Annotated in this window: 24 protein-coding genes, 1 pseudogene and 1 riboswitch; of the genes and pseudogenes, 10 read left to right on the top strand and 15 right to left on the bottom strand. The window is 67.6% G+C overall.

From position 1 onward, the window contains the following. Positions 1–18 precede the first annotated feature (18 nt). On the bottom strand, positions 19–1,572 hold the full coding sequence (locus tag HD592_RS00275) for a Re/Si-specific NAD(P)(+) transhydrogenase subunit alpha (RefSeq protein ID WP_184451212.1): 1,554 nt from the start codon (positions 1,570–1,572) through the stop codon (positions 19–21). Positions 1,573–1,756: 184 nt separating this feature from the next. On the opposite strand from HD592_RS00275, the gene HD592_RS00270 reads away from it, so the two are divergent. Next, positions 1,757–2,242 (top strand): SRPBCC family protein, encoded by a 486-nt coding sequence (locus HD592_RS00270; RefSeq protein ID WP_184451211.1) that lies wholly within the window; start codon positions 1,757–1,759, stop codon positions 2,240–2,242. Positions 2,243–2,287: 45 nt separating this feature from the next. Here the strand turns inward: HD592_RS00270 and HD592_RS00265 are convergent, their stop codons facing one another. Further along, positions 2,288–2,716 carry a DUF2218 domain-containing protein gene (locus HD592_RS00265; protein WP_184451210.1) on the bottom strand — a complete coding sequence of 143 codons (429 nt, stop codon included), beginning with the start codon at positions 2,714–2,716 and terminating at the stop codon, positions 2,288–2,290. 194 nt (positions 2,717–2,910) lie between these two features. Between HD592_RS00265 and HD592_RS00260 the strand changes: the two are divergent. The 4 genes and pseudogenes from HD592_RS00260 (at position 2,911) to HD592_RS00245 (ending at position 8,201) form a co-directional block, all read left to right on the top strand. Then, positions 2,911–4,342 (top strand): annotated as a pseudogene (locus HD592_RS00260) (amino acid permease). 5 nt (positions 4,343–4,347) lie between these two features. Further along, positions 4,348–4,458, top strand: a riboswitch (TPP riboswitch). 37 nt (positions 4,459–4,495) lie between these two features. Then, positions 4,496–5,104: an ECF transporter S component gene (locus HD592_RS00255; protein WP_184451209.1), complete on the top strand. Its 609-nt coding sequence runs from the start codon at positions 4,496–4,498 to the stop codon at positions 5,102–5,104. Positions 5,105–5,112: 8 nt separating this feature from the next. Beyond that, positions 5,113–7,581 (top strand): ATP-binding cassette domain-containing protein, encoded by a 2,469-nt coding sequence (locus tag HD592_RS00250; RefSeq protein WP_184451208.1) that lies wholly within the window; start codon positions 5,113–5,115, stop codon positions 7,579–7,581. Beyond that, a complete protein-coding gene (locus HD592_RS00245; protein ID WP_221437778.1) occupies positions 7,578–8,201 on the top strand; it encodes a nucleoside/nucleotide kinase family protein in 624 nt (207 codons plus the stop codon). The genes HD592_RS00250 and HD592_RS00245 overlap by 4 nt, the downstream gene beginning before the upstream one ends. A 35-nt stretch (positions 8,202–8,236) precedes the next feature. Here HD592_RS00245 and HD592_RS00240 read toward each other — a convergent pair whose 3' ends face one another. The 10 genes from HD592_RS00240 to HD592_RS00195 form a co-directional block, all read right to left on the bottom strand. Continuing rightward, positions 8,237–8,752 carry a hypothetical protein gene (locus HD592_RS00240; RefSeq protein ID WP_184451207.1) on the bottom strand — a complete coding sequence of 172 codons (516 nt, stop codon included), beginning with the start codon at positions 8,750–8,752 and terminating at the stop codon, positions 8,237–8,239. Between the two features lies 1 nt (position 8,753). Beyond that, on the bottom strand, positions 8,754–9,230 hold the full coding sequence (locus HD592_RS00235; protein ID WP_246429949.1) for a glycohydrolase toxin TNT-related protein: 477 nt from the start codon (positions 9,228–9,230) through the stop codon (positions 8,754–8,756). Positions 9,231–9,307: 77 nt separating this feature from the next. Beyond that, positions 9,308–9,841, bottom strand: a complete 534-nt coding sequence (locus tag HD592_RS00230) for a hypothetical protein (RefSeq protein WP_184451206.1) — start codon at positions 9,839–9,841, stop codon at positions 9,308–9,310. Positions 9,842–9,953: 112 nt separating this feature from the next. Continuing rightward, positions 9,954–10,475 (bottom strand): hypothetical protein, encoded by a 522-nt coding sequence (locus HD592_RS00225; RefSeq protein WP_184451205.1) that lies wholly within the window; start codon positions 10,473–10,475, stop codon positions 9,954–9,956. Between the two features lie 112 nt (positions 10,476–10,587). Further along, a complete protein-coding gene (locus HD592_RS00220; RefSeq protein WP_184451204.1) occupies positions 10,588–11,127 on the bottom strand; it encodes a hypothetical protein in 540 nt (179 codons plus the stop codon). Continuing rightward, complete coding sequence (locus HD592_RS00215) at positions 11,114–12,586, bottom strand: TNT domain-containing protein (protein WP_184451203.1); 1,473 nt, start codon at positions 12,584–12,586, stop codon at positions 11,114–11,116. The genes HD592_RS00220 and HD592_RS00215 overlap by 14 nt, the downstream gene beginning before the upstream one ends. Positions 12,587–12,598: 12 nt before the next feature. Next, positions 12,599–13,150, bottom strand: a complete 552-nt coding sequence (locus HD592_RS00210; protein WP_184451202.1) for a putative T7SS-secreted protein — start codon at positions 13,148–13,150, stop codon at positions 12,599–12,601. 38 nt (positions 13,151–13,188) lie between these two features. Then, positions 13,189–13,527 carry a hypothetical protein gene (locus HD592_RS00205; protein ID WP_184451201.1) on the bottom strand — a complete coding sequence of 113 codons (339 nt, stop codon included), beginning with the start codon at positions 13,525–13,527 and terminating at the stop codon, positions 13,189–13,191. Between the two features lie 11 nt (positions 13,528–13,538). Continuing rightward, positions 13,539–13,838: a hypothetical protein gene (locus HD592_RS00200; protein WP_184451200.1), complete on the bottom strand. Its 300-nt coding sequence runs from the start codon at positions 13,836–13,838 to the stop codon at positions 13,539–13,541. Beyond that, positions 13,835–14,173 carry a hypothetical protein gene (locus tag HD592_RS00195; protein WP_184451199.1) on the bottom strand — a complete coding sequence of 113 codons (339 nt, stop codon included), beginning with the start codon at positions 14,171–14,173 and terminating at the stop codon, positions 13,835–13,837. The genes HD592_RS00200 and HD592_RS00195 overlap by 4 nt, the downstream gene beginning before the upstream one ends. A 120-nt stretch (positions 14,174–14,293) precedes the next feature. Between HD592_RS00195 and HD592_RS00190 the strand changes: the two genes are divergently transcribed. Continuing rightward, positions 14,294–15,037, top strand: coding sequence for a class I SAM-dependent methyltransferase (locus tag HD592_RS00190; protein ID WP_184451198.1), 744 nt, complete (start codon positions 14,294–14,296; stop codon positions 15,035–15,037). A 91-nt stretch (positions 15,038–15,128) separates the two neighbouring features. Here the strand turns inward: HD592_RS00190 and HD592_RS00185 are convergent, their stop codons facing one another. Next, positions 15,129–16,214, bottom strand: coding sequence for a Gfo/Idh/MocA family protein (locus HD592_RS00185; protein WP_184451197.1), 1,086 nt, complete (start codon positions 16,212–16,214; stop codon positions 15,129–15,131). Positions 16,215–16,622: 408 nt separating this feature from the next. Between HD592_RS00185 and HD592_RS00180 the strand changes: the two genes are divergently transcribed. Then, positions 16,623–17,510 (top strand): DUF559 domain-containing protein, encoded by an 888-nt coding sequence (locus HD592_RS00180; protein ID WP_184451196.1) that lies wholly within the window; start codon positions 16,623–16,625, stop codon positions 17,508–17,510. 196 nt (positions 17,511–17,706) lie between these two features. On the opposite strand, the gene HD592_RS00175 is transcribed toward HD592_RS00180, so the two are convergent. Beyond that, complete coding sequence (locus tag HD592_RS00175) at positions 17,707–20,337, bottom strand: lysylphosphatidylglycerol synthase domain-containing protein (RefSeq protein ID WP_184451195.1); 2,631 nt, start codon at positions 20,335–20,337, stop codon at positions 17,707–17,709. Between the two features lie 97 nt (positions 20,338–20,434). Between HD592_RS00175 and HD592_RS00170 the strand changes: the two genes are divergently transcribed. From HD592_RS00170 to pheA, 3 genes are all read left to right on the top strand, one after another. Further along, the gene (locus tag HD592_RS00170) at positions 20,435–21,145 is read left to right on the top strand and encodes a DedA family protein (RefSeq protein ID WP_184454279.1); all 711 of its coding nucleotides are present in this window, start codon (positions 20,435–20,437) and stop codon (positions 21,143–21,145) included. Positions 21,146–21,152: 7 nt separating this feature from the next. Then, positions 21,153–23,246, top strand: a complete 2,094-nt coding sequence (locus tag HD592_RS00165) for a DUF6541 family protein (protein WP_184451194.1) — start codon at positions 21,153–21,155, stop codon at positions 23,244–23,246. Between the two features lie 93 nt (positions 23,247–23,339). Continuing rightward, entirely contained in the window at positions 23,340–24,389 is a 1,050-nt protein-coding gene (gene pheA, locus HD592_RS00160; RefSeq protein WP_184451193.1) for a prephenate dehydratase, read from the top strand. A 73-nt stretch (positions 24,390–24,462) separates the two neighbouring features. Here pheA and HD592_RS00155 read toward each other — a convergent pair whose 3' ends face one another. Continuing rightward, complete coding sequence (locus HD592_RS00155; RefSeq protein WP_184451192.1) at positions 24,463–25,767, bottom strand: diacylglycerol/lipid kinase family protein; 1,305 nt, start codon at positions 25,765–25,767, stop codon at positions 24,463–24,465. Positions 25,768–25,854 lie beyond the last annotated feature (87 nt).

The raw sequence follows: 25,854 nt of genomic DNA, 5'->3' as shown, positions 1-25,854 counted from the left end.
TTGCGGGCATCTGTCGGCTCACTTCCTGAACATCGCGAGCATGCGGTGGGTGACGGTGAAACCGCCGAAGATATTCACGCAGGCCAGGACGATCGCGATGAAGCTCGCGCCTGTGATCAGCGGATGCGGGTCCCCGATCTGCGAGATCGCGCCGATGAGGATGATCCCTGAGATCGCGTTCGTCACCGACATCAAGGGGGTGTGCAGCGCGGGCGTGACATTCGAGATGACGTAGAAGCCGAGGATCACCGCGAGGATCAGGACGATGTAGTGCCCGGTCGCCGCGGGCGGGGTGGCGAGGACGAGGGCGGCGAAGGCCAGGGCGGCCAGGCCGAGGCCGATTCCCCGGGCGATTGCCGACTTGCATCGTGCTCGGGCCTTCGCGCGGGCGCGGGCGGCGAGCTCCTCCTCGGACGCTTCGGGAGCCGGGTCCTGCGCGGCCGGGGCCGCGGACACGGCGATGGGCGGCGGCGGCCACATGATCGCCCCCTCGGCGACGACGGTGATCCCGCGGATCACCTCATCGTTCATATCGAGGTCGATCCGCCCGTCCTTTGCGGGCGTGAGCAGTGCGAGCAGGTTCGCGAGGTTGCGCCCGTAGAGCTGGGACGCCTGTGCGGGCAGGCGCTCGGCGAGGTCCGCATATCCGATGATCGTCACCCCGTTCCCGGTGGTGATCGCCTCGCCGGGGACTGTGAGCGCGCAGTTCCCGCCGTTCGCCGCGGCCATGTCCACGATGACGGACCCGGGCGACATGGCGGCGACCGCGGCCTCGTCGAGGAGGATCGGCGAGCGGCGTCCGGGGATGTTCGCGGTCGTGATGACGATGTCGGACTTCGCCGCCTCTTCGGCGTAGAGGGCCCTGGCGAGGGCCGCGGCGTCCGCGTCCATCTCCTTCGCGTAGCCGTCGCTCGACCCCTCCTGGAGGTTCGGCACGGGAACGAAGGACGCGCCCATCGATTCGACCTGCTCGCCCACTTCAGGACGCACATCGGAGGCGTACACCCGGGCGCCCATCGAGTTCGCCGTCCCGATCGCGGCGAGTCCCGCGACGCCCGCTCCGATGACGTACACGCGGGCCGGGGGCATCTTGCCCGCGGCCGTGACCTGACCGGTGAAGACCCTCCCGAAGCGGGAGGCCGCTTCGATGACCGCCCGGTAGCCCGCGACATTCGCCTGGGAGGACAGGACGTCCATCGCCTGCGCGCGCGAAATCCGGGGGACCGCATCGATGGCGAGGGCGGTGATGCCGGTCGGGGCGATGCGTTCGGCCAGGCCCGGGTCCCGCATCGGCGCGAGCCTCGATACGAGGATCGCACCGGGATGCATGGAGGCGATGCGCTCCTCGCTCGGCGCATCCACGCACAGCACCATGTCGGCGTTCCACACTTCGGACTCCGGAACGATCGACGCGCCCTGCTCGGCGTAGGCGTCGTCGGGGAAGGAGGCCCGCGCTCCCGCTCCTTCTTCGATCGCGACCTCGTGGCCGAGCCGGATCAAAAGTGCTGCGGTCTGCGGACTCGCCGCAACGAGGGCGTGTCCTTCGGGCTCGCGGGGGATGGCGATGCGCATGCGCTTCTCCTTCGCGCGTCGTGGTGTGGATCACGGTTCTGAGTCGGTTCGTCACCCTATGCGCCGGATTCGCATCGGCTTCGGGACCTCGGGCCCCGGGACCTCGGGCCCGGGCGGGCGCATTCGATCCGCCTCGTCGTGTTGATCCCCGACGCGAGGAGGTTTCGGCGGCTACCGTTGTCGTATGGACTTCTTCGACGATGACTCAAAGCAGCCGGAAGAGGATTTCGACCGGGTCGAGGTCGAACGCGCCCTTCGCGCGCCGATCGAAGACGTGTGGGCGGTGGTCGCCGAACCGGGATGGTGGATGAACGACGGCCCCCTCGACGACCACGAGGTCACCCTGGATGAGGACGGCGTCTACCGGGTCCTCGACCCGGATGCGGGCGAATGGCTCGTGGCCAAGGCCGATGAGGATCCGATGGATCTTGTGGCCTTCCGCTGGTACCCCCTGGCCAGTGATGAGCTCCCCGAGGAGTACGCGACCCGCGTGGAGGTCTCCCTGTCCGACGAGGGCGGGGAGGTCGTCGTCCACGTCGAGGAGTCGGGCCTGTCCTCGGTATCCGATGACGAGGACGTCGCCCGGCAGGCGTGGGAGGACGAGGCCGGGATGTGGGAGGACGTCCTCGGAGCCCTCGAGCGCTTCTTCGAGGCGAAGGCCGCTCGCTGAACCAGGGGCCTCTCGGGGCGGCCCCAGAGGCGTCCCGCCGGACGCTCAGCCCTCGTCGTCGTGATGGCGGGCCGCGCGGGATTCCCGCCTGAGTCGATTGTGCTCGGCGACCTCCTCGGGCGAGAACGGGCCCAGGGTCGCGCCCTTCGCGCCGTCGGCGCGCACCCATGCGACGCTCAGTGAATCCTTCGCGCCGAAGCGGGCGAGGTGAACGCCGACGACGGCCTCGATCCGTTCCAGTTCCTCATCCGAGGGGGCGCGCAGTTCGAGGATGAGGGCGTCCTCCTCGCAGGAGAGGGCGCAAGTGCCGGACTCGATGCCGTCCCGGGTGAAACGCAGTTCGCCCAGGCAGGATCCTTCGTCCCAGACCGCGGGGATCCTCCGGCCCATGTGCGAGGCGAGCTGCTTGCCGTAGCGCGCCGGCTTGTCGGTCGAGACCCTCGCCGTCGAGGTGCGGACGTCCGAATCATTCATAAGGGTATCCTCAATCAATTTCGATGATCCTGCGTATCAGGCTTCTCACTATCCGCTCCGCCATGCGCTTCCGCATCCTCATCGCCTGAACTGGCGGGCCCGATGCGCGGCGGCTGGAGTAGCAGTTGCCTACTGCCCCGCGCAACCGAGAATGAACGCCGCCGCACTCTTGAGCCGACGGCGATTGGAGCCCGATGCCCGACCAGGAAACCCTCGACCCGACCCCCGAACGCTCCCTGAAGCGCAATCTGACGAACCGCCACGTCCAGCTCATCGCCATAGGCGGGGCGATCGGAACGGGCCTGTTCATGGGATCCGGCAAGACGATCGCGACCTCGGGCCCTTCGGTCCTCCTCGTCTACGTCATCATCGGCGCCGTCCTCTTCCTCTTCATGAGGACGATGGGCGAACTCCTCCTCTCCGACGAGCGCTACACGACTTTCGCCGACATCGCCCGCGACCTCATCGCGCCCTGGGCCGGATTCGTCCGGATGGACCTACTGGATGTGCTGGGTGGTCACCGGAGTCGCCGACATGGTCGCCATCACCGGCTACGTGCGCTTCTGGTGGCCGAACACCCCCGCGTGGATCCCGATCCTCGCGATGACGCTCCTCCTCTTCTCCCTCAACGCGATGACCGTCAAGGCCTTCGGGGAGACCGAGTTCTGGTTCGCCCTCGTCAAGATCATCGCGATCCTCGCCCTCGTCGCCGTCGGAATCGCGATGGTCGCCCTCGGCACCGTCGACGACCAGGGCTCCGCGGCGGCAGTCGCCAACCTGTGGAGCCACGGAGGCTTCTTCCCGACCGGATTCACAGGATTCCTCGGCGGATTCCAGATCGCCCTCTTCGCCTTCGTCGGCATCGAACTCGTCGGCACGACCGTCGCCGAGACCGCAGACCCCGAGAAGACCCTCCCCAAGGCGATCAACTCGATCCCCGTGCGCATCATGCTCTTCTACGTCGCAGCCCTCGCCGCCATCATGATGGTGACCCCCTGGGACCAGGTCGATCCCGAGCGCTCGCCCTTCGTCACCATGTTCTCCATGACCGGCCTCGGCGCCGCGGCGACCATCGTGAACCTCGTCGTCCTCACCTCGGCCGCCTCCTCGGCGAACTCGGGGATCTACTCGACCTCGCGCATGCTCTTCGGCCTCGCCAACCGCGGGGACGCGCCGAAGGTCTTCTCCCGCCTGTCCAAGCGGCACGTGCCCCGCAACGCGCTGTTCCTGTCCTGCGTCCTCCTGCTGTCCGCGATCATCCTCATGGCCTCCAGCGATTCGATCTCCGCGGCGTTCACGCTCGTCACCTCCATGTCGGCGACCCTCTTCATGGGCGTATGGGTCGTCATCGTCGTCTCCTACCTCCTCCACCTGCGCAATCGGCGCGAGCTTCACGAGGCCTCGGTCTTCAAGGCCCCGGGCGGCGCGCTCGCGGCGTGGATCGTCCTCGTCTTCATGGCGGCGATGGTCGTCGTCCTCGCCCTGTTCCCGGACACGAGGGCGGGCCTGCTCACCTCACTCATCTGGATCGTCTTCATCGTCGCGGCCGCCCTCGTCCATCGTCATCGGATGCTCGTGCGGGCCGAGGCCGATCCCCGTTTCGCGAAAGGGGACCGGGAGCGTTAGTCTGTGGTCGATGCCACGGGAACCCGGAGCAACCGGGTTGAGAGGAGGACTCGAGGTCCTCGACCGTCGAACCTGAACCGGCTCATACCGGCGTAGGGAGGCTGCCTGCTCGTCGGCATTCGCACGTGACCGATAGAGAGGTGAATCCCCTTCATGACCACTGCAACCGCAACCCGTTCGCGCCTCGGCTGGCGCGTCGTCGACATGGTGACCGCCGCGATCCTCGGCGTCGCCTGCGGACTCGTCTTCCTCGTGTGGAACCAGATCGGCGGACTCGGATACTCGCTCTTCGAAGCGGTGACGCCGGGCATCGGCGGCCTCGTCACGGGCATCTGGCTCATCGGCGGCACGCTCGGCGGCCTCGTCATCCGCAAGCCCGGCGCGGCCCTCTTCGTCGAGGTCCTCGCCGCCTCCGTGTCGGCCGCCCTCGGCTCCCAGTGGGGAATCCCGACCATCTACTCCGGCATCGCGCAGGGACTCGGCGTCGAGATCGTCCTCGCCCTCTTCCTCTACCGCCGCTTCGACCTCCTCGTCGCCTCGCTCTCGGGCGCGGGCGCGGGCCTCGGCGCCTGGATCCTCGAACTCTTCACCTCCGGGAACCTCGAGAAGGGCGCGGTCTTCAACGCCACCTACCTCGTCTGCCTCATGATCTCCGGCGCCCTCCTCGCGGGCATGCTCGCCCACGCCCTCGTCAAGGGACTCGCGAAGGCCGGCGCCCTCGACCGCTTCGCCGCGGGCCGCGAGGTCCGCGAAAGGGTCTGAGGATCCCGATGGCCGAGCCGACAGCTCCGTCCCTCCTCCACGGCGCGCCCCCCGAGCCGCGCCTCGGGCCCGCCTCCGTGTCGCTGCACTCGTGGGGGTGGCGGCACGGGGGCCGCAAGGCCTGGGCCCTGACCGACGTGGACCTCGAGATCGCGCCCGGTGAACGGGTCCTCGTCCTCGGCCCCTCCGGCTCGGGCAAGTCGACCCTCATGGCAGGGCTCGCCGGGCTCCTCGGGGACGAGGACGAGGGCGAATGGGCCGGTTCCCTGCTGATCGACGGGCGGGCGCCGGAGGAACAGCGCGGCCGGATCGGCCTCGTCATGCAGGACCCGGAGGCGCAGGTCGTCCTCGCCCGCGTCGGCGACGACATCGCCTTCGGCATGGAGAACCTCGCCGTTCCCCGCGAGGGGATCTGGCCGCGCGTCGACTCCGCACTGTCCCGCGTCGGCCTGGATGTCGCTCTTTCACATTCGACCTCGCGCCTTTCGGGCGGGCAGAAGCAGCGGCTCGCCCTCGCCTCCGTGCTCGCGATGGAGCCGGGGCTCCTCCTGCTGGATGAGCCGACGGCGAACCTCGATCCGAAGGGCGTCGCGGGCGTGCGCGACGCGGTCGGCAGGGTCCTGGAGGCCTCGCGGGCCACGCTCGTCGTCATCGAGCACCGCGTCGACGTGTGGGCTGACCTCGTCGACCGGATCGTCGTGATCCTCGACGGCCGTGTCGCAGCCGATGGGCCGGCCGCGGATGTCCTCGCCACCCGGGGCGACGAGCTGCGCGAACGCGGAATCTGGCTCCCCGGGGACCGGGTCGCGGCCGAGGCGCTCGCAGGCGTTTGCGCCTCCAAACGCGAATCGCCCTCCGGGACCCCCCGGGCGGAGCCCCTGGAGAACGTCGGGCCCGAGCCCTCGCCCGAGCCGATCCTCATCGCCCGGGATCTGTCGATCGGCTACGGCGCGGAGCACCCGGTGCGCAGCGGTATCGACCTCGACATCCCCCGCGGCGTCTCGACGTGCATCCTCGGGGCGAACGGGGCGGGCAAGACGACGCTCGCCCTCACCCTCGCCGGACTCCTCCCGGCCCTCGGCGGCACGATCGCGGCTTCACCGGCCGCCGGCATCCCCGGCGGATCGAAGGACCCGCACGACTGGAAATCCGCCGAGCTGCTCGGACGCATCTCCATGGTCTTCCAGGAGCCCGAGTACCAGTTCGTCGCCCGCAGCGTCCGCGCCGAGCTCGAGATCGGCCCGAGGAAGTCGGGGATTGAGGGCGAGGCCCTCGACGCCCTCGTCGACGAGCACCTGGCGGCCCTCGGACTGGCGAGCCTCGCCGGGGCCAACCCCATGACCCTGTCGGGCGGGGAGAAGCGCAGACTCTCAGTCGCCACCGCCCTGATCTCCGCTCCCGAACTCCTCATCCTCGACGAGCCGACCTTCGGTCAGGACAGGCGCACCTGGATCGAACTCGTGCGCCTGCTCCGAAGCGCCTGCGACCGCGGCACGACGCTCGTCTCGATCACCCACGACCCGGCATTCGTCGAGGCCATGGGGGACCGTGTGATCGACTTCGACGCGCTCGGCGAATCGGCGCGCCCGCCCGCCTCGGAGTCATCGCCTGCTCGGCCCCCGATGCCGGACCGGTCCGGCACGGCCCCGCATTCAGGAAAGGGGATGGGCGCCCCTTCAGCGCCGGCGTTCGGCGCGGCCTGCGAAGAGGCCCCGAGCAGGCGCTCGATCCTCGACGCGGTCAACCCGGTCACCCAGGTCCTCGCCCTGATCCTCATGACGACGCCCCTGCTGGCATCGATCGACGTCGTGTCCGCGGGGACCGCCCTCGTCCTCGAACTCGCCTTCGTCGCCGCCTCGCGCATGAACCCGAAGACTCTCGCCCTGCGGATGGCGCCGATCCTCGTGGCCGCACCCCTCGCCTCCCTCTCGATGCTCCTGTACGCCAAGCCCGAGGACTCGACGATCCTCTGGTCCTTCGGGCCCGCGATGATCTCGGAACGCTCGGAAATGCTCGCAGCCGGCATCCTCCTGCGCGTCCTCGCGCTGGGAATGCCCGCGATCCTCCTCCTCTCCCGGATCGACCCGACCGACATGGCCGACGGCTTCGCCCAAGTCCTGCGTCTGCCCGCCCGCCCCGTCCTCGCGAGCCTCGCGGCCGCGCGGATGACCGGCCTCATGGTGGCCGATTGGAAGGCGCTCGAGCAGGCGCGAAGGACCCGGGGGATCGATGATGCGCGGAGGATCGTATCTGCGGCGCGCGGCTCCTTCGCACTCCTCGTCTTCGCCCTGCGGCGATCGGCGAAGCTCTCACTCACGATGGAGGCGCGTGGCTTCGGGGCGCCCTGGCCGAGGACCTGGGCGCGCGAATCCCGACTGGGCGTCGCCGACTTCACGATGCTCCTCGCCTCGGCCGCGGTCCCCGCGATCGCCCTCGGCATCGCGATCTGGACCGGGCATTTCGAGGGGCTCGTGTGAGCGGGCCGGATTCCCCCCGGCCGCCCGCAACCGGCCTCCGGGCCTCCTGGGCTCCGGGGGAGACGATCCCCGAGCCCCTCCTCACCCTCGTGCTCGGAGCTCTTGCGGCCCCGGCGTCCGCGACGCCGCTCGTCCTCGTTGACGGCCTATCCGGGGCGGGGAAGTCGAGCTTCGCGGCCGGGCTCGCCGAGTCGCTTCAAGAACGGATCGGGGGCGGGTGGCGAGTCCTCGGCCCGGATCTCTGGTTCCCGGGTTGGGACGGGCTGCGCGCAGCGCAATCGGTGACTCTCGCCCTCGTGAAAGACCTGAGAAGGGGAAGGGCCGGTGCGTACCGGCCATGGGACTGGGAGCGCTCGCGGGAGCTCCCCCCGATCGAGGTCGCCCCCGGTGCGCCGACGATCCTCGAGGGCTGCGGGGCGCTCGCGCCTCAGACTCGCCCCCTCGCCGACTTCGCGATCTGGATCGAGGCCGCAGGCGGGGGCATGGTGCGGCGCACGCGTGCGCTCGAGCGCGACGGCGAGGCCTACCGCCCCTGGTGGGACCGCTGGGAGGCGCAGGACCTCGCGCGCCTCGCATGCGACCGGCCGCGCGAGCTCGCCGACGCGATCGTCCTCACCTGATCGTTTCTTCGTGATGTGCGGATGACTTCGGGGAATCAGTGAGCGGGAGGAAGCAGATGCGAGAGCAGGGGGTGCGCGTCTTCGGCTTCATACGAGGAGAGGAGCTGATCGGCGTCCATCTGAATCACATGGGACAGCATTGTCAGATTCCGGTGACGAGGGAAGGTGTCGCGCAGCTCCATCGGGATGAAGCCGTCCTCGGTGGCGAGGCGTCCGCTGAGGAAAGACAGCTGTTCGAATCGCCAATGAGGTTCGGCGCTCTCGGGCGCGGAGGGGATGACGATCGGTGCGAAGCCGAGGTGTCTGCGGGCCTCGGCACCGATCGCGACGATGGCCCATTTCTCTATGATCTCCTCATAGGGGCATAGCATCGTCGCGATCCGTGGTTCGGAGCGTTCACTCGTGCCGTAGCAGTACTGGTCGTTCTCTTTCCACAAGTGGTGGAAAAAATGTCCCATGTCCCAGGTGAGGCGCACCCCTCCGCCTTCGGCGGCGAATGCTTGGGCGCCGGAGCGGCGCGCGAAATTGATGAGGGAATCGGCGATGGACATTTCAGGCGCGTACCTTTCCGGCGAGGATTCCGAGTTCGATGCATTCGATGGCGGTGAGAGGAATATTGCCCCAGATGAACTGGACCCCTCGTGCCCCGCCTTCGAAGCCGTGCCATGGTGCGGTGATGCCGGTGCGAATGTGCACGCTTTCAGGAAGGGAATCGATCGTGTACTGGTAATAGGAGGAGTGGAGGGAAAAGGGATCGAGCGATCGGCTTTCGAAAGAACATGGGTTTCCATTTGCGGGAAGGTGGCAGAAGTATTTGCCGGTGGGCTCGCCGATTCGATCCACATGAGGGCCGTAGCGAGCTACGTAGTCGGAGAGGGAGGAGAATTCCTCGATAGTTCGACGAAGCATACCCATCAAATGGTCGTGGTCATCCCCGGGCCAACGGATCAAACCGACATTGGGCGTTGAGTGGGACATCTGCTCCCCTTTCGAGCGTGTGGCCTCGTGCGTTTTGAGGAGATCGGACATGTCGTGGTGATTGTTGAATCCCTCGTTGAAGGATCCTGCTTCTCCGGCGGATGCGCTTCCGCCCAGGATACGTCGTGTCAGGGAGTCATCGTTGAAGTGGTGTTGGGGTGTTCGAGGAGGTGGGTGAGGAGGGGGGTTCCTTGGGGGTGGAGGTAGGAGGTGAGGAGTTCGTGGGGGTCGGCGTCCAGGATCCATGTCATGGCGGATACGCCTTCGAAGCGTGGAGCCCATGTTCGAACCCGGAAGTCGGCTGTGGTGCCGTCGGGGCGGACGGGGATCCATCGGCTGTTGCCGACGTCTTGGAAAGACCAACCGGGACAGACCAGGGTCGAGTGGAGAGTGATAGCAATGTCTTGGAATCCTCTGCGCCAGCGGACTCCGTGCATGAAGGCGAGCATGACCCAGTTCGCCATGAAGTCGGGGTTGGACGTGTTAACTTCCCGGGTGGGAGGTTCGCCGCGTTCGCGTGTGCCGTAGAAGAAGCGTTCGTCTTCCTTCCACACGTGATAGGTCAAGGCCCCGTCGTAGAAATGAAGATCATCGCCGTCGCTTGCGAGGTGGTAGTTCCATTCTTTTACGACGATTTCGAGTAGTTCTTTAATGAAGTCCAATGGGTGTCACGACTCCTCTCAAAATCCCCTTGTCAACGAGGTCGGCTGCGTTCAGGGGTTTCCCGTTCTCAAAGAACTGAAGCTGACGCGCACCGCCGGGGGCGCGGGGGTGTTAGTTGGTGGTGTTGGGGTGTTCGAGGAGGTGGGTGAGGAGGGGGGTTCCTTGGGGGTGGAGGTAGGAGGTGAGGAGTTCGTGGGGGTCGGCGTCCAGGATCCATGTCATGGCGGATACGCCTTCGAAGCGTGGAGCCCAGCTCCAGGCGCGGAAGTCGGCTGTGGTGCCGTCGGGGCGGACGGGGATCCACATGCTCTCGCCGACGTCTTGGAAAGACCAACCGGGACAGGCCAGGGTCGAGTGGGGAGTGATAGCAATGTCTTGGAATCCTCTGCGCCAGCGGACTCCGTGCATGAAGGCGAGCATGACCCAGTTCGCCATGAAGTCGGGGTTGGACGTGTCAACGTCCCGGGTGGGAGGTTCGCCGCGTTCGCGTGTGCCGTAGAAGAAGCGTTCGTCTTCCTTCCACACGTGATAGGTCAAGGCCCCGTCGTAGAAGTGAAGATCATCGCCGTCGCTTGCGAGGTGGTAGTTCCATTCTTTTACGACGATTTCGAGTAGTTCTTTAATGAAGTCCAATGGGTGTCACGACTCCTCTCAAAATTCCTCTTCTGACGAGTTGATCGGCGTTCAGGAGCTTCCCGTTCTCAAAGAACTGAAGCTGACGCGCACCGCCGGGGGCGCGGGGGTGTTAGTTGGTGGTGTTGGGGTGTTCGAGGAGGTGGGTGAGGAGGGGGGTTCCTTGGGGGTGGAGGTAGGAGGTGAGGAGTTCGTGGGGGTCGGCGTCCAGGATCCATGTCATGGCGGATACGCCTTCGAAGCGTGGAGCCCATGTTCGAACCCGGAAGTCGGCTGTGGTGCCGTCGGGGCGGACGGGGATCCATCGGCTGTTGCCGACGTCTTGGAACGACCAACCGGGACAGGCCAGGGTCGAGCAGGGATCGATGACGGTGAGGCGGAGCCCCCTGCGCCAACGGACCTCGTTCATGAAGGCGAGCATGACCCAGTTCGCCATGAAGTCGGGGTTGGACGTGTCAACGTCCCGGGTGGGCGGTCCGCCGCGTTCGTGCGTGCCGTAGAAGAAGCGTTCGTCTTCCTTCCACACGTGATAGGTCAAGGCCCCGTCATCGAAGTTGAGATCGTCGCCGTCGTCAATGAGATAGTACGCCCATCTTGTCCCCTTCTTTCCTTCTGTTGTGACGATTTCGAGTAGTTCTTTAATGAAGTCCAATGGGTGTCACGACTCCTCTCAAAATCCCCTTCTTGACGAGTTGATCGGCGTTCAGGGGTTCTCCGTTCTCAAAGAACTGAAGCTGACGCGCACCGCCGGGGGCACCGTGCCAGGGGGCGACGGTGCCGGTGGTCACGGTGATCCCCTCGGGAAGAGGCCCATCGGCGATCTCGTACTGATAATACGACTCGTGAATCGATGAAGGGGCGATGGCGCGCTCCTCGAAGGAGGCGATGCGGCCGTCGTCAATGGCGCCGAAATAGCTGCCGCCCGGATTTCCGATGCGGTCGATCGTCGAACCGAATTGCGAGCGGTAGTCCTCGATGGAGATGTGATGCTGAATGGTGCCGTCGTCGACCATTCCATCGAAGACCTTCCCGGGTTCATCCTGTGGCCATCGTGCTCTGTAGCTTTCCGGATCGGCGAAGTCGCGCACCCAGTCGAAGAAGGTCTTCGGGCTGCCGTCGGGGTGAGTACCGAAGAAATGACGAGGATCCTTGACGAGGTCACCGGGGGTGACGCCATCAATCCGCCCGTGTGAATAATCAATTGCCGGGTTGCGTTTCAGCTCGCGCGGGTCCACCGCATCCACAATGTCCTGGATACTCTCGGGCGGACGACTACGCAGTTCCGCAAGCTCCGCCTCTGACAAATCGCGGCGCTCAACCCCTAAAACCCCATGATCAGCCTTCCCGGATTCGGCATGCGCATGGTGCGCAGCACCATCGGGGGTGTCATGCCTGCCGATGGGATCCGTGCCGGGGAAAGCGTCCCTATTATGGACGGACACCTCGTCGGCCCGGGCCATGGGAGCCAAAGCATCCGCCGCACTCGCCTTCGCCGCAGAATCGCCCCCGGTGGGAACAGGGCCAAGACGCTCCTCAAGAGAAGCGGAGGGGTGCGGGCTCCCAGTCGAACGAGAAGAACCGGGAACGGAATCGACCCGGGAGGAAGAACGCTTCGCATCCATCATCGCCTCAGCGGCATCGGTGCGCTCAAGAGCGTTCGGAGCAAGACCGCGCGCTCCACGACGCGCATCCGCCGCAAGGTCAGCACCATCGTGGATACGATCCGCAGCTCGTGCCACCCGGCCCGCTCTACTCAACTTCGCGGCCGCCAGCGCAGCCGTGCCCGCACCCGCCGTCGCGATCGTCGCTGCGGCGTCAGGAACAAGATGGCCGAGAGCCCGAGCCGGATCATCCGCCCAGGTGTCCCAGTCGAGCACGCCCTTGCCCACACTCACTGCGAAAGCCGCAGGATCCCGGTACGCGCCGCCCACGATTTCGGCGGCATCGGAATACTTGTGCGCATACTTCGCCGCGAACTCATCGGCACTCAAGTCCCCGCTCAAAACCCTCGCACCGTCGAACATCGCACCGAACTGAAGGCTCGCGATCAGACTCCCCAAATCGACGACGGCCTCCCCCGCGCCCTTGAGGACTCCACCGATGAATTCCAAACCGCTCGTCACCTAATTGCGCGCACTCGGAGCCCCCGCGCACCCCGCACGCACCTCGGAAGCCACCCACGTCGCCTTCTGATCCAACTCCTCGACAATCGCGGCAAAAGCCGCACTCGCCTCGTCACGCAGCGCCTGCCCCGGATCTGTGAACGGAGTCGGCGACAGACGGGCCAACTCCACCTGAGCGACGCCGGACCTCAACCACGAGTTTTGCGCATCCAGTTCACAGGTCAGCTGCGCTTCGTAGGCGACGCGCGCCCGGCGCGTCGCCTCCTCCCCCTGCTCATACAGTGCCTTACAGCTCGAAGCGCGCACCCGGGCGAGGGAAACGGCATCCGCCCACGCGGTCAGAGCAGCACCCGCACGCGCGAAACCGCTTGCGGCCTCACGCCAGCGTTGAGGCTCGCATTCGAAACGCGCACGGAAGCGATCGGCCGCCCGACCGCTCCACCCATCAGTCGAAATCGAGGCCACCGCATCGGCGAACTCCGCGAACTCGCGCGAACGGGCCTGCATCACCGCCGCGCGCGAGCGAACCTGGGCAGGATCCCCCTCAATCACGAATAACGGAGCACCCGAACAGCCCACACCCACCCGAATCACTCCCCCGCGAGAGGCCGTTGCGGAAGAGATGCCATGATCCCTCTCAGATGCGCCATCGTCTCAGCGCTCCGCTGCACATACTCCGCATAGTTCGCGGCAACCTTCGCCAAACGGCCCGACACCTCTGAAATGTCATCCGTCATGGCATTGATCCCACGTTCCCAACGATCCTGAAACTCGTCAACCGCGGACCACACCGTGTCGCAGGCAAGCGCGGCCTCCGTCGGGACGTAATCATCCACGTCCATGTCACGCTTGAGCTCAACCAGTTCGCTCGAACGATTCGCAGCAGTGAGCAGGGCCTCCAAATCAACGTCGAAATCATGACCGGCCACCGCGATCCCCCTCAGTCCATGATCGCAACATTGGCGACTTCAATTCGGTAAGCGTCATCGTGCAAAGACCCCATCGCCTCCGCAGCAGCCTCCAAGGCCGAAGCGAACTGATCCGCGCGCTGCGCAAGTCGAGCATCGAAATCCATCTGGGACTCCCGCGAGGCCGAACGCGCGCTCCAGCCTGAAACCCGCCGACCCACAGACATGCGCATCGCCTCATGCTCTTCACGCAATGTCGCCGCGAGCGAGTCAAGACCCGTGCGGATCGCCTCCGCATCAGCGTCGCGGAAGACCAAACGCTCAGCGGTCATAAAAGGGCCCCCAAACGAGAAGCCAAACGTTCTTGTGCTTCTCTCAATGCCAACGCACCCCTCACCTCGTCGTCAGTGCGGGCGGTCGTACGATCGACGGTGATGAGGGAATCCGCGTAATGCGCGTAGTCGGCCTCGAGGGTCCGGTAGGCCGCGCACCACTCGTCAACGCAGCGAAGGAAGAGAACCATCCCCTCCCCCGTGATCCCCGAAGCATGAGCGCCGAGCGTCGACTCCAAGGCCGAAACCCCATCGCCGATCGCACTGCGCGCCTCGCTGACATCGCCTGCAGCGGCAGTCTGCGCGCCCAAGGTCATAGCCGTTTCGATGGACACATCCCTCCCCGGTGCATGCCTACCCTGCAACGGGAATCTAACGGCCCCGCCAGTTCGTACACAAGTCCTTCGAGGAAGATACGCGTCCCTGAAGCCCCGGAACTGCCTAGAATCACCGGGATGGACAACCCCTTCGACATCGCGGCGCCGAAGTACGCCGCGGTGCGCCCCGCATACCCGGCGGCCGCCCTCGACGCGCTCCTCGCGAGGACCGAAGGACGCGCCTGCTCGCCCATGCGCGCCGCCGACATCGGCGCGGGCACGGGCAAGATGAGCCTCCTCCTCGCCGAGCGAGGCTTCGACGTCGAAGCCGTCGAGCCCTCGGCCCCGATGCGCGCCCAGATGCGCGAGGCGATCGAAGGCGCGCCCGGACGGATCCGGATCCGCGAAGCGAGCGCGGAGGCGACCGGCTTCTTTGACGCATCCCTCGATCTGGTCGTCTACGCCCAGTCCTGGCACTGGGTCGACGCCGAAGCCGCCGGCGTCGAAGCCGCGCGCATCCTCCGAGCGGGCGGCATCCTCGCAGCCGTATGGAATCAGATGGACGTGTCCGTCCCCTGGGTCCACCGGCTCACGCGGATCATGCGCTCCGGAGACGTCCACAGGCCCGAGAACCCGCCGGCTTTCGGGGGGCTCTTCGAAAAGCCCCGCCTCGACCTCGTCCCCTGGGAGGATCGCATGACGCCCGAGGCCCTTCTCGAGCTGGGCACCACCCGATCCTCCTACCTGCGCCAGGACCGCGCGGGGCGCGAGCGCATGCAGGCGAACCTGCGGTGGTACCTCTACGAGCACCTCGGGTACGCGCCCGGCCGGGAGATCGAGATCCCCTACACGACGCTCGTGTGGACGGCGGCCCTCCTGTGATCATCGACGGAGACGGGGTCTTTCAAGCCCGGCGGCATCGCGAGAGCCGCTGCGCGCCCGCCCCGCCTCCGACGCGCTTCGGGGTCCGCGCTCAACGCTCCCAGGGGTAGGCGATGCCGGTTGCGGCTCGGACCCCGTCGAGGAGCTCCATCACGCGCAGAGTGTCCGCCCAGGGCATGGTCGCCGACTCCTTGAGGCCGGCCGCCAGGCAGCGGGCCACCTCGGCGGCCTGGTACTGGAATCCGCCGGGAACCGTGCCGTCCCATTTGACGAGCTCGCCGTTGTCCGGCTTCCCCTCGCCGAAGGTGCGCAGGCGCAGCGACGTCGGCCGGTAGAACTGGTCGGCCATCTCGATCGCGCCGCGCTCGAACACGACCTCGCCGTAAGTCGCCGAGCGGCCGTTGAAGTTCGAGCTCGCGGTCGCCACCGCGCCTTCCGTCGTGAGCAGAGCCGCGGACTGGACGTCGACGCCCAGGTCTGTGAGCTTCGCGGTCGCGCCGACGAGGCGCGCCTCGGGCAGGATCTGCTGGACGAAGGACATCGAGTAGACGCCGAGATCCATGAGGGCGCCGCCGCCGAGTTCGGGGTCCCACATGCGGCGGACGTGCTCGAGCTTCTGGCCGTGGTCGGCGTGGACCGTCGCCACCGCGCCGAGACCGCCGTTCGCGACGATCTGCGACAGCACCTTCTGGTGGGGCAGATGGCGCGTCCACATGGCCTCCATGCAGAACAGATTCTTCTTCTCCGCGAGGTCGAGGACGGCTTTCGCGCTCGCGGCGTCCATCGTGAAGCACTTCTCGACGAGGATCGGCTTTTCGGCCTCGAGGGCGAGGGACGCCAATTCGGCGTGAGCGGGGTGGATCGCGGCGATGTAGACGGCGTCGATGTCGTCGGCGGCGAGGAGCTCCTCGTAGGAGTCGTAGGCGCGTTCGACTCCGAAGTCGGCTGCGAAGGCCTTCGCCCGTTCGGGGTCGCGTGCGGCCACGCCCGCCATCACGCCCGAGGAGTAGGAGGCGACGTCGCGGGCGAAGACGGAGCCGATCCAACCGGCGCCGAGGATGCCCCAGCGGATCGGGGGAGCTTCCATCGGATCGAGGAGTTCAACCCCTTCGGCGAGGGCGGCGAGGGGCTCGGGAAGGGGCGCGAGTGCGGCATGGGGGTTCGACTGCGTTGTCATGGCCCGATTGTTTCACACCAAGACGAAGTCGGCTGAGGCGGGCTCGCGCTTGCAGGTCCGGCCCCGCTGTCTCCCCCTCCCCCCCCCCCCCGAAAAGTGCCGGAAGTCTTCTCTCCCCCGAAAGTGCCCAAGAAGCCCTCTGAAGATCCACGGACCCCTTCTTGGGCACCTTCGGGGTTGTGGATACGCGTCGTGACCGCCGCACAAGTCCTACGGTTCGGCTGTTCAGCTCTGAAACCGAAGGAAGCGACCATGCCGATGAGCTCACGCCAAGTCCGGGACGCAATGGTGCTGACAAGCCGAAACAAGCGCCTTCCCACGCGCGAGGGCCTCATTCCCATCGGCCCGGGGGCGTGGCTTCCCGAATCACTTCTGAGAACGACGAAACGATCATGGGAGCGTGCGGAATTGATCGCCAAGGCTCGCGCGTGGGCCTGCCTTCACTCCCACGCGGCATGCGCCCCGGTCGGACTGACGGCCGCTCTCCTCGCCGACCTGCCCTTGGCCGCGACTCCTCGCGAGTGCTCACTCGCAGCTCGCGACGGCCGACGTTCTCAGAGGTTCACCCTTCCGGCCGTCGTCCTCGACGGGATGGTGATCGCGCCCGAACAGCCCTGTCGCGTCCGCCGAATCCGCGGAGGGCTCGCGCGCCGACCGGTCGTTGACTACGCCTCTGATGAATTCATTGAGGATGCGCTCATCACGATTCTCCTTCTCGAGAAGGGCGAGCAGGCCTTTGTGGCCGCATGCTCAGCATTGAGGCGCCTCGTCATCGGGAATGCGAACCGCTGGGCACCACGTCGGCGATCCGAGTGGAAACTCAAGGAATCGCTGCGGGCCAGGCTCGATGCTGCGAGAAGGCACTGCCCTGGAGCGGCCGACGCCCGGTGGATGCTTGCGAACGCCGAAGCCGGATGCGAATCAGTCGGCGAAGCGCGGCTTCTGTGGATCCTTCGATCATGCGGTGTCGGCGGTACCCGGGTTCAGTTCCAGGTCTCTGACGGATTCGAGGAGTACTACTTGGACATCGCCATTCCGGAGCTGGAGATCGCCCTCGAATTCGATGGACGGGCCAAATACGGAGTCACGGCGGAAGAACAGGCGATCGCATGGGGAGACCAGTTCGAGCGAGACCGTTTCCTGAGTAATCGCGGGTGGAGCGTCCTGCGGTTCAGCTGGAACGACCTCGAAGATCCTGCGGGCATTATCGAACGCCTTGAACGGGCCGCCCGGACGAGGGGGAGGAATCTTCGCAGGTGTGCGCGTGCGCGAGTCCGTGCGTTCTCGTGGGGATGACCGCATGCGTGAGATTCAGCCCCGTCCTCGTTCCTTCGCGCCCCCTCTTTCTCCCGAAGATGCTTTCAGAAGTCTTCTCTCTCCCCCAAAAGTGCCCAAGAAGCCCTCTGAACGTCCATGGACCCTTTCTTGGGCACTTTCGGGGGGAGGAGGAGAGAGAAAGCCCCAGGAGGGCCCGTCCCCGGAGGGCCCGGCCTCACAGGAGGTCCTTGCGCTCCATCCACTTCATCGCCAGCCAACCGAAGGGGATGCGCCCGTAGAAGGTGACGAGCCTGTAGAGCACTGCGGTGGGCAGGCCGATCGACAAGGGGATGCCCGCGACCTGAAGGCCTGCCGTCAGCGCCGCCTCGACCGGCCCGATGCCGCCCGGGGACGGGATCACCGACCCGAGCGAATTCGACGCGAGGTACGTCAGAGCCAGGGAGAGGAAGTCGAGAGAGCCGCCCATTGCGACCAGCCCCGCCCAGAACGCGCCGATGAAACCGATGTTCATCAGGAGGTTCCCCGCGAGGATCGCCGCGATCCGATGCGGTCGGCCGACGATCCAGATGAGGCGGGGGAAGACCTGCGTCCAGGTCGGTTCGACCTTCGACCACACCCACCTGCGGAAGCGGGGGACCGACAGGGCGATCCCGATGCCCGCGATCACCAGCGCCGCGACTGCGAGGATCGTGCCGTAGGGGAGCTGGACGGACAGCGAGTTGCCCGACAGGACCATGACGAGCAGCAGGAGCGACAGCATGATGAAGAGCTGGAGCAGCTGCTGGAGCGTCACGGTCGTCGCGGCGACGACCGTGCTCACCTTCTTCTTCTTGAGGAGGCGCAGGTTCACGACGGCGGGCCCGACGCCCGCTGGGGCGACGATCGTCGCGAGCGAAGCGGCGACCTGCGCGACGACCGCGTCCGAGAACCGCAGGCGCACGGGGCTCAGGGCCATGAGCGGGATCGCCCCGCCCACCCAGGTGAGGCAGGCGAGCCCGAAGGCGGCCGCCATCCACCACGGATTCGCTTCGGTGATGGCCGCGGTGATGTCCTCGAAATTCAAGGAGCCGAGGACGACGACGAGCGCGACGAAGAGGACCGCGACCATGATGACGGTGCGCGGTTCGAATCGCCTGACGTTCGTGAGTTCGACGGCCTCGCCCTCGTCAGCGCCCAGGACGCCGGCGCGAAGACCCTCGACGAGGGCGGATCGCTTCAGGCTCTGATTGAGGGAGGAGGGCAGGACGGCGCCCTGGATGACGGGCACCGCGGACTCGAGGGCCCGGGCGTCGACGATCCTGCGGGCCGATTCGAGGGCGCGCTCCTCACCTGCGCACAGGGCCTGATGGACGAGCATCTGCGCGATGTCGATCCTCCGGTTGAGCTCGGTCCCCGCCACCTCGCCGCGCTCCCAATCGAGGATCCACAGGTCGCCGTCCTCGTCGACGACCAGCGAGTCGAAGCCGAGGTCGCGGTGGCTGATCCCGCGGGAATGGGCGGCCAGGAGCTGGCGCCATGCGTCGTCGAGCATCTCATCGCTGAGGACGCTCCCGGGCAGCTCGTGCAACGGCGTCGTCGGGGGGAGAGCTTCTGAGACGGATACGAGGGAGTCGCCCGCCCGGGCGATCCCGATGAGTTCGGGCGTGCGGACGCCCGCGCGCTTCGCCGAGATGGCGACGAGGGCGGAGCGCTCCGCGGTCGCCTTCAACGAGGGGGAGATCCAGCGGCTGAGCCCGCGAAGGCGGATGTTGTTCCACACGTCGACGATCGTTCCGAGGATCTCGCGGCCCGGGTCGAGGACGACGACCTCGACGGTGCGCCCATTGTCGAGGAGCGCCTGGTAATGGCGGTTGCGATCCTGATCCGGGCGTCGCGTCACCGTGTAGTCGGCGGATTCCGTCGCGCGGTCGATGATCCTCAGCCGCGAACGCCGGTCCTCGACGACTGTCCGGGTGGTCAGGGGCTCTTCACTCGTGTCGAGGTCCGTGCGGACGATCTGCACGGGGACGGTCCCGATGTCGAGCAGGGCGCCGACGATGTCGGCCCCGGAGGCCCGGCGATCCTCGAAGCCGAAGATCCAGCGCGCGGAGCAGCCGACGGCCCTGCCGATGAACACGGAGATGAAGGCGCCGGGAAGGGTCATGGAGGAGCGCAGGACCCCGAGGAAGACGATGACCCACATTCCGGCCCACGACCAGCGGACGGTCTTCATGTTCTGCGCTTCACCGGCCGCCGTGAACAGGGCGCACAGCGTGATGACGACGATGTTGATGGCGATCGCGGTGGAGGTCGTGTTGCCCTGGACGGCGACCGCCTTGGCGACGCGCAGGGGCGCGGTGACGTTCTCGGGGAGCAGGGAGGCGCTCCAGAGGACCCCGGTCCCGATGAGCGCCGCGAGGATCGCGGTCCCGACGGACTGGAGGATCGCGGTGAGGCGGCGCCTCAGGGCGAGGGCGAGAACGATCGCGATCGGCGCGAAGAGGACGACCGTGCCTTCGACGAGCGTGATGGGGAGGAGGAGCACCTCGCGGATGAAGCGGAAGCGGAGGACGTCTTCGGTGACGCCCTGAGTCGTCGAGTTCGCGAAGACGCCGATCGCCCAGATCGCTCCGATCGCCAGGAGCGAGACGATGAGGTCGAAGAGGTCCGCCCGTCGCCGTTGGCGGGGCTCGACGCGGTCGGAGAAGCGCACCTCGCCGGGGAGGCGGCGCGGCCGAGGGGAGGGGGCCGGAGCGGAGTCGCCGGGAGACTCGGGGGCTTGTGCGGACTCCTCCGGGGGCGGGGAGGATACGGGTGAATCGAGGTCCGCTTCGGCGGACGCGACAGGATTCACTTCGCCGTCCATGTTTGAGATCCTACCGGCGCCTTCACGGCGGGTAGTGTGGGGGCGGAACGTGTACGCATATCAAGGAGACCGATTGTTCCTCCAGAACCTCGCCCCGATGGCCTCCGACGCATCTTGGCTTCAGACCTTCATCGGATGGTTCCACGATCCGGAGAGCCTGCTCCTCGCGATGGGCCCGTGGGTGCTGTGGGGCACCCTCGCGATCGTCTTCATCGAATCGGGAGTGCTCTTCCCCGTCCTCCCCGGCGACTCGCTCCTCTTCACCGCGGGTCTTCTGCACGATCGCCTCGGACTCCACCTTCCGACGCTCATCGCCCTGGTCTTCGTGGCCGCCTTCATCGGCGCGCAGATCGGATACTGGCTCGGCGCCCGTTTCGGTCGGAGGCTCTTCTCCGATGACGCGCGATTCCTCAAGACCGAGCACCTGGTCAAGGCGGAGCGCTACTTCGCCGAGTACGGGGGCCGTTCGCTGGTGATCGGCCGTTTCATCCCCTTCGTGCGGACCTTCATCCCGCTCGCCGCGGGCATCGCGAAGTACCCGTACCCGAAGTTCCTCGCCTTCAACTCCCTCGGGGCCCTGCTCTGGGGCGCGGGCATCACCTATCTGGGGTCCGCCCTCGGCGGCGTCCCCTTCGTGCACGACAACCTCTCGGCGATCATCCTCGCGATCGTCGGCGTCTCCTTGATCCCGATGCTCGTCGAGGTCATCAATCACCGTCGGGCGGCGAAGAGGAGCGCCCTCGTCGCGGTCGAAGCCCTCGCCGCCGACGAGGCCGCCGTCCCCGAGGGCCGCTCCTGTCAGGAGTAGCCGGACGATGCTCGGCCAATGGTGGGCGCTGATCCCGACGATCGTCGGGATGCTCGTCCTGACGGCGCTCCCCGCGTTCTTCTGGACGAGGGCGCACCTGCGCTCCTCAGTCGTCGCCCTGGCCGTCTCGCCCGCGATCGTCTTCGGGGTCCTCTCCCTGCTCTCCTTCGCCTTCGACGCCTTCGCCATCGCGTGGGAGCGTGCGAAGGTCTTCCCGGTCCTCGGGCTCCTCACCCTGGTGGGCGCTGTCGTCTGGCTGCTCGCCACCGCGAAGAGGGCGACCGGCGGGCCCCTGCCCGCCGGCGGCTTCGTCGACGCGATCGGGCCGAGGCGCCCGCTCGGTGAGGAGCAGGCGAGGGTGCGCGCCTCGACCTGGGGGATGATCGTCCTCGGATCCCTGCTCGCCGCGATGCCGATGCTCCTGCGGGCCGATCCGCGCCTTCCCGCCCAGCAGTGGGATTCAACCTTCCACCTCAACGGGGTGTGGTCGATCCTCCACTCGCACTCGGCGAGCCCCTTCGGAGGGCTCGCCGAGCTCTACGGCGGCCGCGAGGTCTACTATCCGACGACCTGGCACGCCCTCGTCGCCCTGTTCTCCACGCCCACTCGGGTCGTCCTCGCCGCGAACGCCTCCTCGATCGTCCTCATGATCATCTGGGTGCTCGGGGCGACGGCGCTGACGAGCGTCCTGGTGCGTTCGAGGGCCGCGATCCTCGCCTCGCCGATCCTCGCGGGGCTGCTGCTCGACATGCCGGCCGACAACCTCACGATGTACAACCAGTGGCCCAATGCGAGCGGGCTCGCAGTGGTCCCGGGAGTCGTCGCGCTCGCGATCATCGTCGGGAGGAGGTTCGCCGCGGATCTCGACGCCGGTCCGCGGGCGCTCCTCCGCCACGCCCCACTGCTCGCCGCCCTCCTGCTCGCGATGCTCGGCGCGGCCTCGGCGCATCCGAGTTCCGCCTTCGTCCTCGCCGCCCTGCTGCTGCCCGCGCTGCTGGCGGCATCGTGGAGGATCATCGCATCGGCGATCGGCGCGGGCGCTCGGGCTCGCGCGGTCGCGGTCGGCGTCTTCGCCCTCGCCGCCGCCGTCCTGCCCTTCCTCGCCCTGACCGCCGACAAGATCCGTTCGATGGGCGACTACCCGAGGTCGGGGATCTCCTGGAGCTACGCCTTCTCCCACATGTTCACGCCGGCGCCCCCCTTCACGCCGACGACCGCGATGAGCATTCACATCGTCGTGCAGGCGCTCCTCCTCCTGGCGGGCGTGATCGCCCTCGTCTTCTCGCGCAGGACTGCCGATCCGCCGCCGATGTGGCCGATCGCCTCCTACCTCGTGTTCTGCCTCCTCACCTTCCTCGCCTATGCGCCGATCGGCGAGGTCAGGAACTTCCTCCTGGCGCCGTGGTACCTCGATGCGCGCCGGATCATGGGTGCGCACGGCCTGACGATGGTGCCCCTCATGGCGCTCGGTTTCCATGCGATCGGGGCGGCCCTCGCCGAGCGCTTCGACTCCGCTCGATCGCGCGGCGCCCACGTTCAGGAGGATGCGACGAGGCCCGGGGCGCCCGTGCGATGGCGGGTCGACGTGGCTCTCGGCTTGGTCCTCCTGCTCGTGACGGGGCTCGGCGCCTACGATGCGCGGGCCGTGGCGAGCGACTACGTGTACGACCCCGACAACCTGGGCAAACCGGGGATGGCCAGCAGGGGCGAACTGGCGATGATCCGCCGCATGCGGCTGCTCATCCCGGCGGATGCCGTGGTGCTGGGCGACCCGATCGCAGGCGCCGCATACACCGAGGTCATCGGCCAGCATGAAGCGGTGTTCCCTCAGCTCACGCGGGTGAGCGCCAAGGACGCGCCGGAGAGCGTGCTCGCCGAGCGGTTCAACCGGATCGGCGTCGATCCGGCGGTGTGCGATGCGATCCGCGCCCTGGGGGTCACGCACTATTACGAGGACGAGGACGGCTGGTACTACGACTTCCGTCGTTCCTCGCGCTACCCCGGCTTGTACGAGGTCGACACCTCCACGGGATTCGAGCTCGTCGACGAGGGCGGGACCGCGAAGCTGTGGAGGATCACGGCCTGCGACCTCGGGGACTGACCCCCGGCCCCGAGTCCTCCTCCCGGTCGAGGGCGCGCCCGTGTGCCGCGGACGCGGATGCCGCGAGGGTCCTGGGCCGGATAGCCTTGCGTCATGCGCAACCCCCGATCGTCCGAGAACCCGTCGAGCGCCGCCGTGACGAACATGCCCGGTCCTGCGCCCGCCGGTGAGAGGATGCGGATCGCCTTCCTCGGTCCCTTCGGCACCTTCACCGAGCAGGCCGTCCACCAGGTCGCGCCCGCGGGGGCCGAGCTGCTGCCCATGTCGTCTGCGCCGCACGCGCTCGCCGCCGTGCGCCGGGGCGAGGCGGATCGCGCGGTCGTCCCGATCGAGAACTCGATCGAGGGCGGTGTGAATGCGACGCTCGATGCGCTCTCCCACGGGCAGCCGCTGGTGATCGTGGCGGAGATGGTCGTCCCCGTCGTGTTCCAACTGGTCGTCCGGCCGGGCACCCGGGCCGAGGACGTCCGCAGGATCGGCACGCATCCGCACGCCTGGGCGCAGTGCCGCAACTGGGTGGAGGCGACTTTCCCCGGTGCGATCCACGTGCCGACGACCTCGACCGCGGCCGGGGCCGAGCTCCTCGCGAGCGGTGACGCGAACTTCGATGCGGGCCTGTGCTCGGCCGTGTCGGTGACGACCTACGGCCTCGACGCGCTTCATCGCGATGTCGCGGACAATCCCGGTGCGGTCACGCGTTTCGTCCTCGTCGCCGAGCCGGGCGCGCTCCCCGCGCCGACGGGCGCGGACAAGACGACGATCCAGGTGGCCCTGCCGGTGAACGAGTCCGGTGCGCTGCTCACGCTCCTCGAGCAGTTCGCCGTGCGCGGCGTCGACCTGTCCAGGATCGAGTCGCGCCCCAGCGGCGACGGTCTGGGCGACTACACCTTCAGCATCGACATCGTCGGGCACATCGCCGAGGAGCGCGTCCAGGCGGCCCTGGTGGGACTCCACAGGTATTCGCCGGAGGTGCGCTTCATGGGTTCCTACCCGCGGGTGGACGGCGTCCGATCCGAGGTCCTGCGCGGAACGAGGGACGAGGATTTCCGGGTCGGGCGCGCCTGGGTGTCCTCGATCCTTAACGGCGGTGACGGTTCCGAAATCGCGGCGGAGAACGCGCCGGATTGGCCTTTGCTCGGCTGAGCCCCGATCCGCGTCAGGCGCTCGGCGGGCGCTCATCGGACGCTCGGCGGGCGCGACCGCCCGGTCGGCGCGCCTATTCGGCGGGAGGGACCGCGATGTCGAGGGCGCCGCGGTCGAGGCGCACGTGAACCGCTCGCGCCGTGCCGATCGCGTCGCCGTCCACTTGGACGACCTGCGGCGACTGAGCCAGGACGGACGCCCCTTTCGCCTGACGGAAGCGGACGCTGCCCGTCGACGCGGGGGGATTGAAGGTTCTTGCGCCCGTGCCCTGGGCGAGGATCTTCCACGACAGGTCCGCCCATCCGAGAAGACCGGACTGGGTCGACACGGCCATCACGTCGAGCAGGCCGTCATCGAGGCGCGCCGCCGGCGCCAGGGTGATGAGCGGGAGCAGGCCGCAGTTCGCGAACATGAGCGTGCGCGATTCGATCCAGGCGAGCTCCTGGTCGGGGGCGTCGTCGACGCGGACCCCTTCGAGGGTCGCGGATCCGGCGATCGTCGGGCTCCCCTCGTTCGGCGAGGGGGCGTCCCCGACGGGGTCCTCGGCCGGAAGGGGATCGCGCAGGAGGAGGCGCAGCTTCGTCCCCTCGCGGGCGATCGCGCCGAGGGCGGCGACGACGTAGGCGAACCATCCGATCCGCTTCTTCAGGTCGGAGTCCGTCGAAGCCATCGTTTCGCCGTCGAAGCCGAGTCCTGCGATGACGACGAAGGAGTACTCGTCGGTCGCCGGAAGGGAGGAGGGCTCTTCCATGTCCGCACCGCGGGCCGCGGCGGCCGTGCGGGCGGCCCGCACGAGCATGCCCTCCGCCGGAATCGATGAGGGCTCGTCGACGGCGTCGAGGCGGAGCCAGCCGCAGTCGACGAGCCGGTGCTCGGGGCCGAGGGCGACGCGAACGGCCTGTTCCGCGTCGTCGATCGGGATCGAGAGGTTGCGGGCCAGGACATTGCCGGTTCCCGCGGGGAGGATGCCCATGCGAACCCCGGTGCCCGCCAGGCCGGCGGCGACGGCACGGACCGTGCCGTCGCCGCCCGAGGCGATGACGAGGCTCGCGCCCTCGGCGATCGCCTCGATCGCCTGGCCGGTGCCGGGGTCCTCGGGGGTCGTGGTGATCCAGTGGACGTGCGGGACGCCGAGTTCGGCCGCCGTCGCGTTCACCGAGGCTTTGAACGCGGCGAGGTCTTCGTGCTTCGAGGGGTTGACGATCACCCAGGGGCGCGGCCGCCCTCGTTCGGGGTCGTTCGCGAGGGCGGGATCGAGCATCGCCTTCCGGGTCGTCGCGATGCGTTGATCGCGGGCGAGGAGGAAGCGGGAGAGGAATCGCACTCCGATGCCGGCGAGGCACACGATTCCGAGCAAGATCCATGCCGTGACGCTCATGACTTCAGCCTATCGGCGCCCGCCTGCCTGCGCGCGCAGGCGGCGGAAGCGGGTCCGTGAGGTGTTGAAGGCGTGAGCCGGACCGCC

Origin of the sequence: Schaalia hyovaginalis (assembly GCF_014208035.1) — a bacterium.
Classification (GTDB): Bacteria; Actinomycetota; Actinomycetes; order Actinomycetales; family Actinomycetaceae; genus Pauljensenia; species Pauljensenia hyovaginalis.
Note: the sequence above shows the minus strand (reverse complement) of the source record. Positions and strands in the feature narration are given on the sequence as shown.

Coding starts and splice junctions, on each gene's coding strand:
- pheA (WP_184451193.1), top strand. CDS start 23,340: ATGCGCAACCCCCGATCGTCCGAGAACCCGTCGAGCGCCGCCGTGACG.
- HD592_RS00240 (WP_184451207.1), bottom strand. CDS start 8,752: ATGTCCATCGCCGATTCCCTCATCAATTTCGCGCGCCGCTCCGGCGCC.
- HD592_RS00255 (WP_184451209.1), top strand. CDS start 4,496: ATGACCACTGCAACCGCAACCCGTTCGCGCCTCGGCTGGCGCGTCGTC.
- HD592_RS00165 (WP_184451194.1), top strand. CDS start 21,153: ATGCTCGGCCAATGGTGGGCGCTGATCCCGACGATCGTCGGGATGCTC.
- HD592_RS00155 (WP_184451192.1), bottom strand. CDS start 25,767: ATGAGCGTCACGGCATGGATCTTGCTCGGAATCGTGTGCCTCGCCGGC.
- HD592_RS00170 (WP_184454279.1), top strand. CDS start 20,435: ATGGCCTCCGACGCATCTTGGCTTCAGACCTTCATCGGATGGTTCCAC.
- HD592_RS00235 (WP_246429949.1), bottom strand. CDS start 9,230: ATGTCCGATCTCCTCAAAACGCACGAGGCCACACGCTCGAAAGGGGAG.
- HD592_RS00250 (WP_184451208.1), top strand. CDS start 5,113: ATGGCCGAGCCGACAGCTCCGTCCCTCCTCCACGGCGCGCCCCCCGAG.
- HD592_RS00185 (WP_184451197.1), bottom strand. CDS start 16,214: ATGACAACGCAGTCGAACCCCCATGCCGCACTCGCGCCCCTTCCCGAG.
- HD592_RS00275 (WP_184451212.1), bottom strand. CDS start 1,572: ATGCGCATCGCCATCCCCCGCGAGCCCGAAGGACACGCCCTCGTTGCG.
- HD592_RS00270 (WP_184451211.1), top strand. CDS start 1,757: ATGGACTTCTTCGACGATGACTCAAAGCAGCCGGAAGAGGATTTCGAC.
- HD592_RS00265 (WP_184451210.1), bottom strand. CDS start 2,716: ATGAATGATTCGGACGTCCGCACCTCGACGGCGAGGGTCTCGACCGAC.
- HD592_RS00200 (WP_184451200.1), bottom strand. CDS start 13,838: ATGACCGCTGAGCGTTTGGTCTTCCGCGACGCTGATGCGGAGGCGATC.
- HD592_RS00190 (WP_184451198.1), top strand. CDS start 14,294: ATGGACAACCCCTTCGACATCGCGGCGCCGAAGTACGCCGCGGTGCGC.
- HD592_RS00175 (WP_184451195.1), bottom strand. CDS start 20,337: ATGGACGGCGAAGTGAATCCTGTCGCGTCCGCCGAAGCGGACCTCGAT.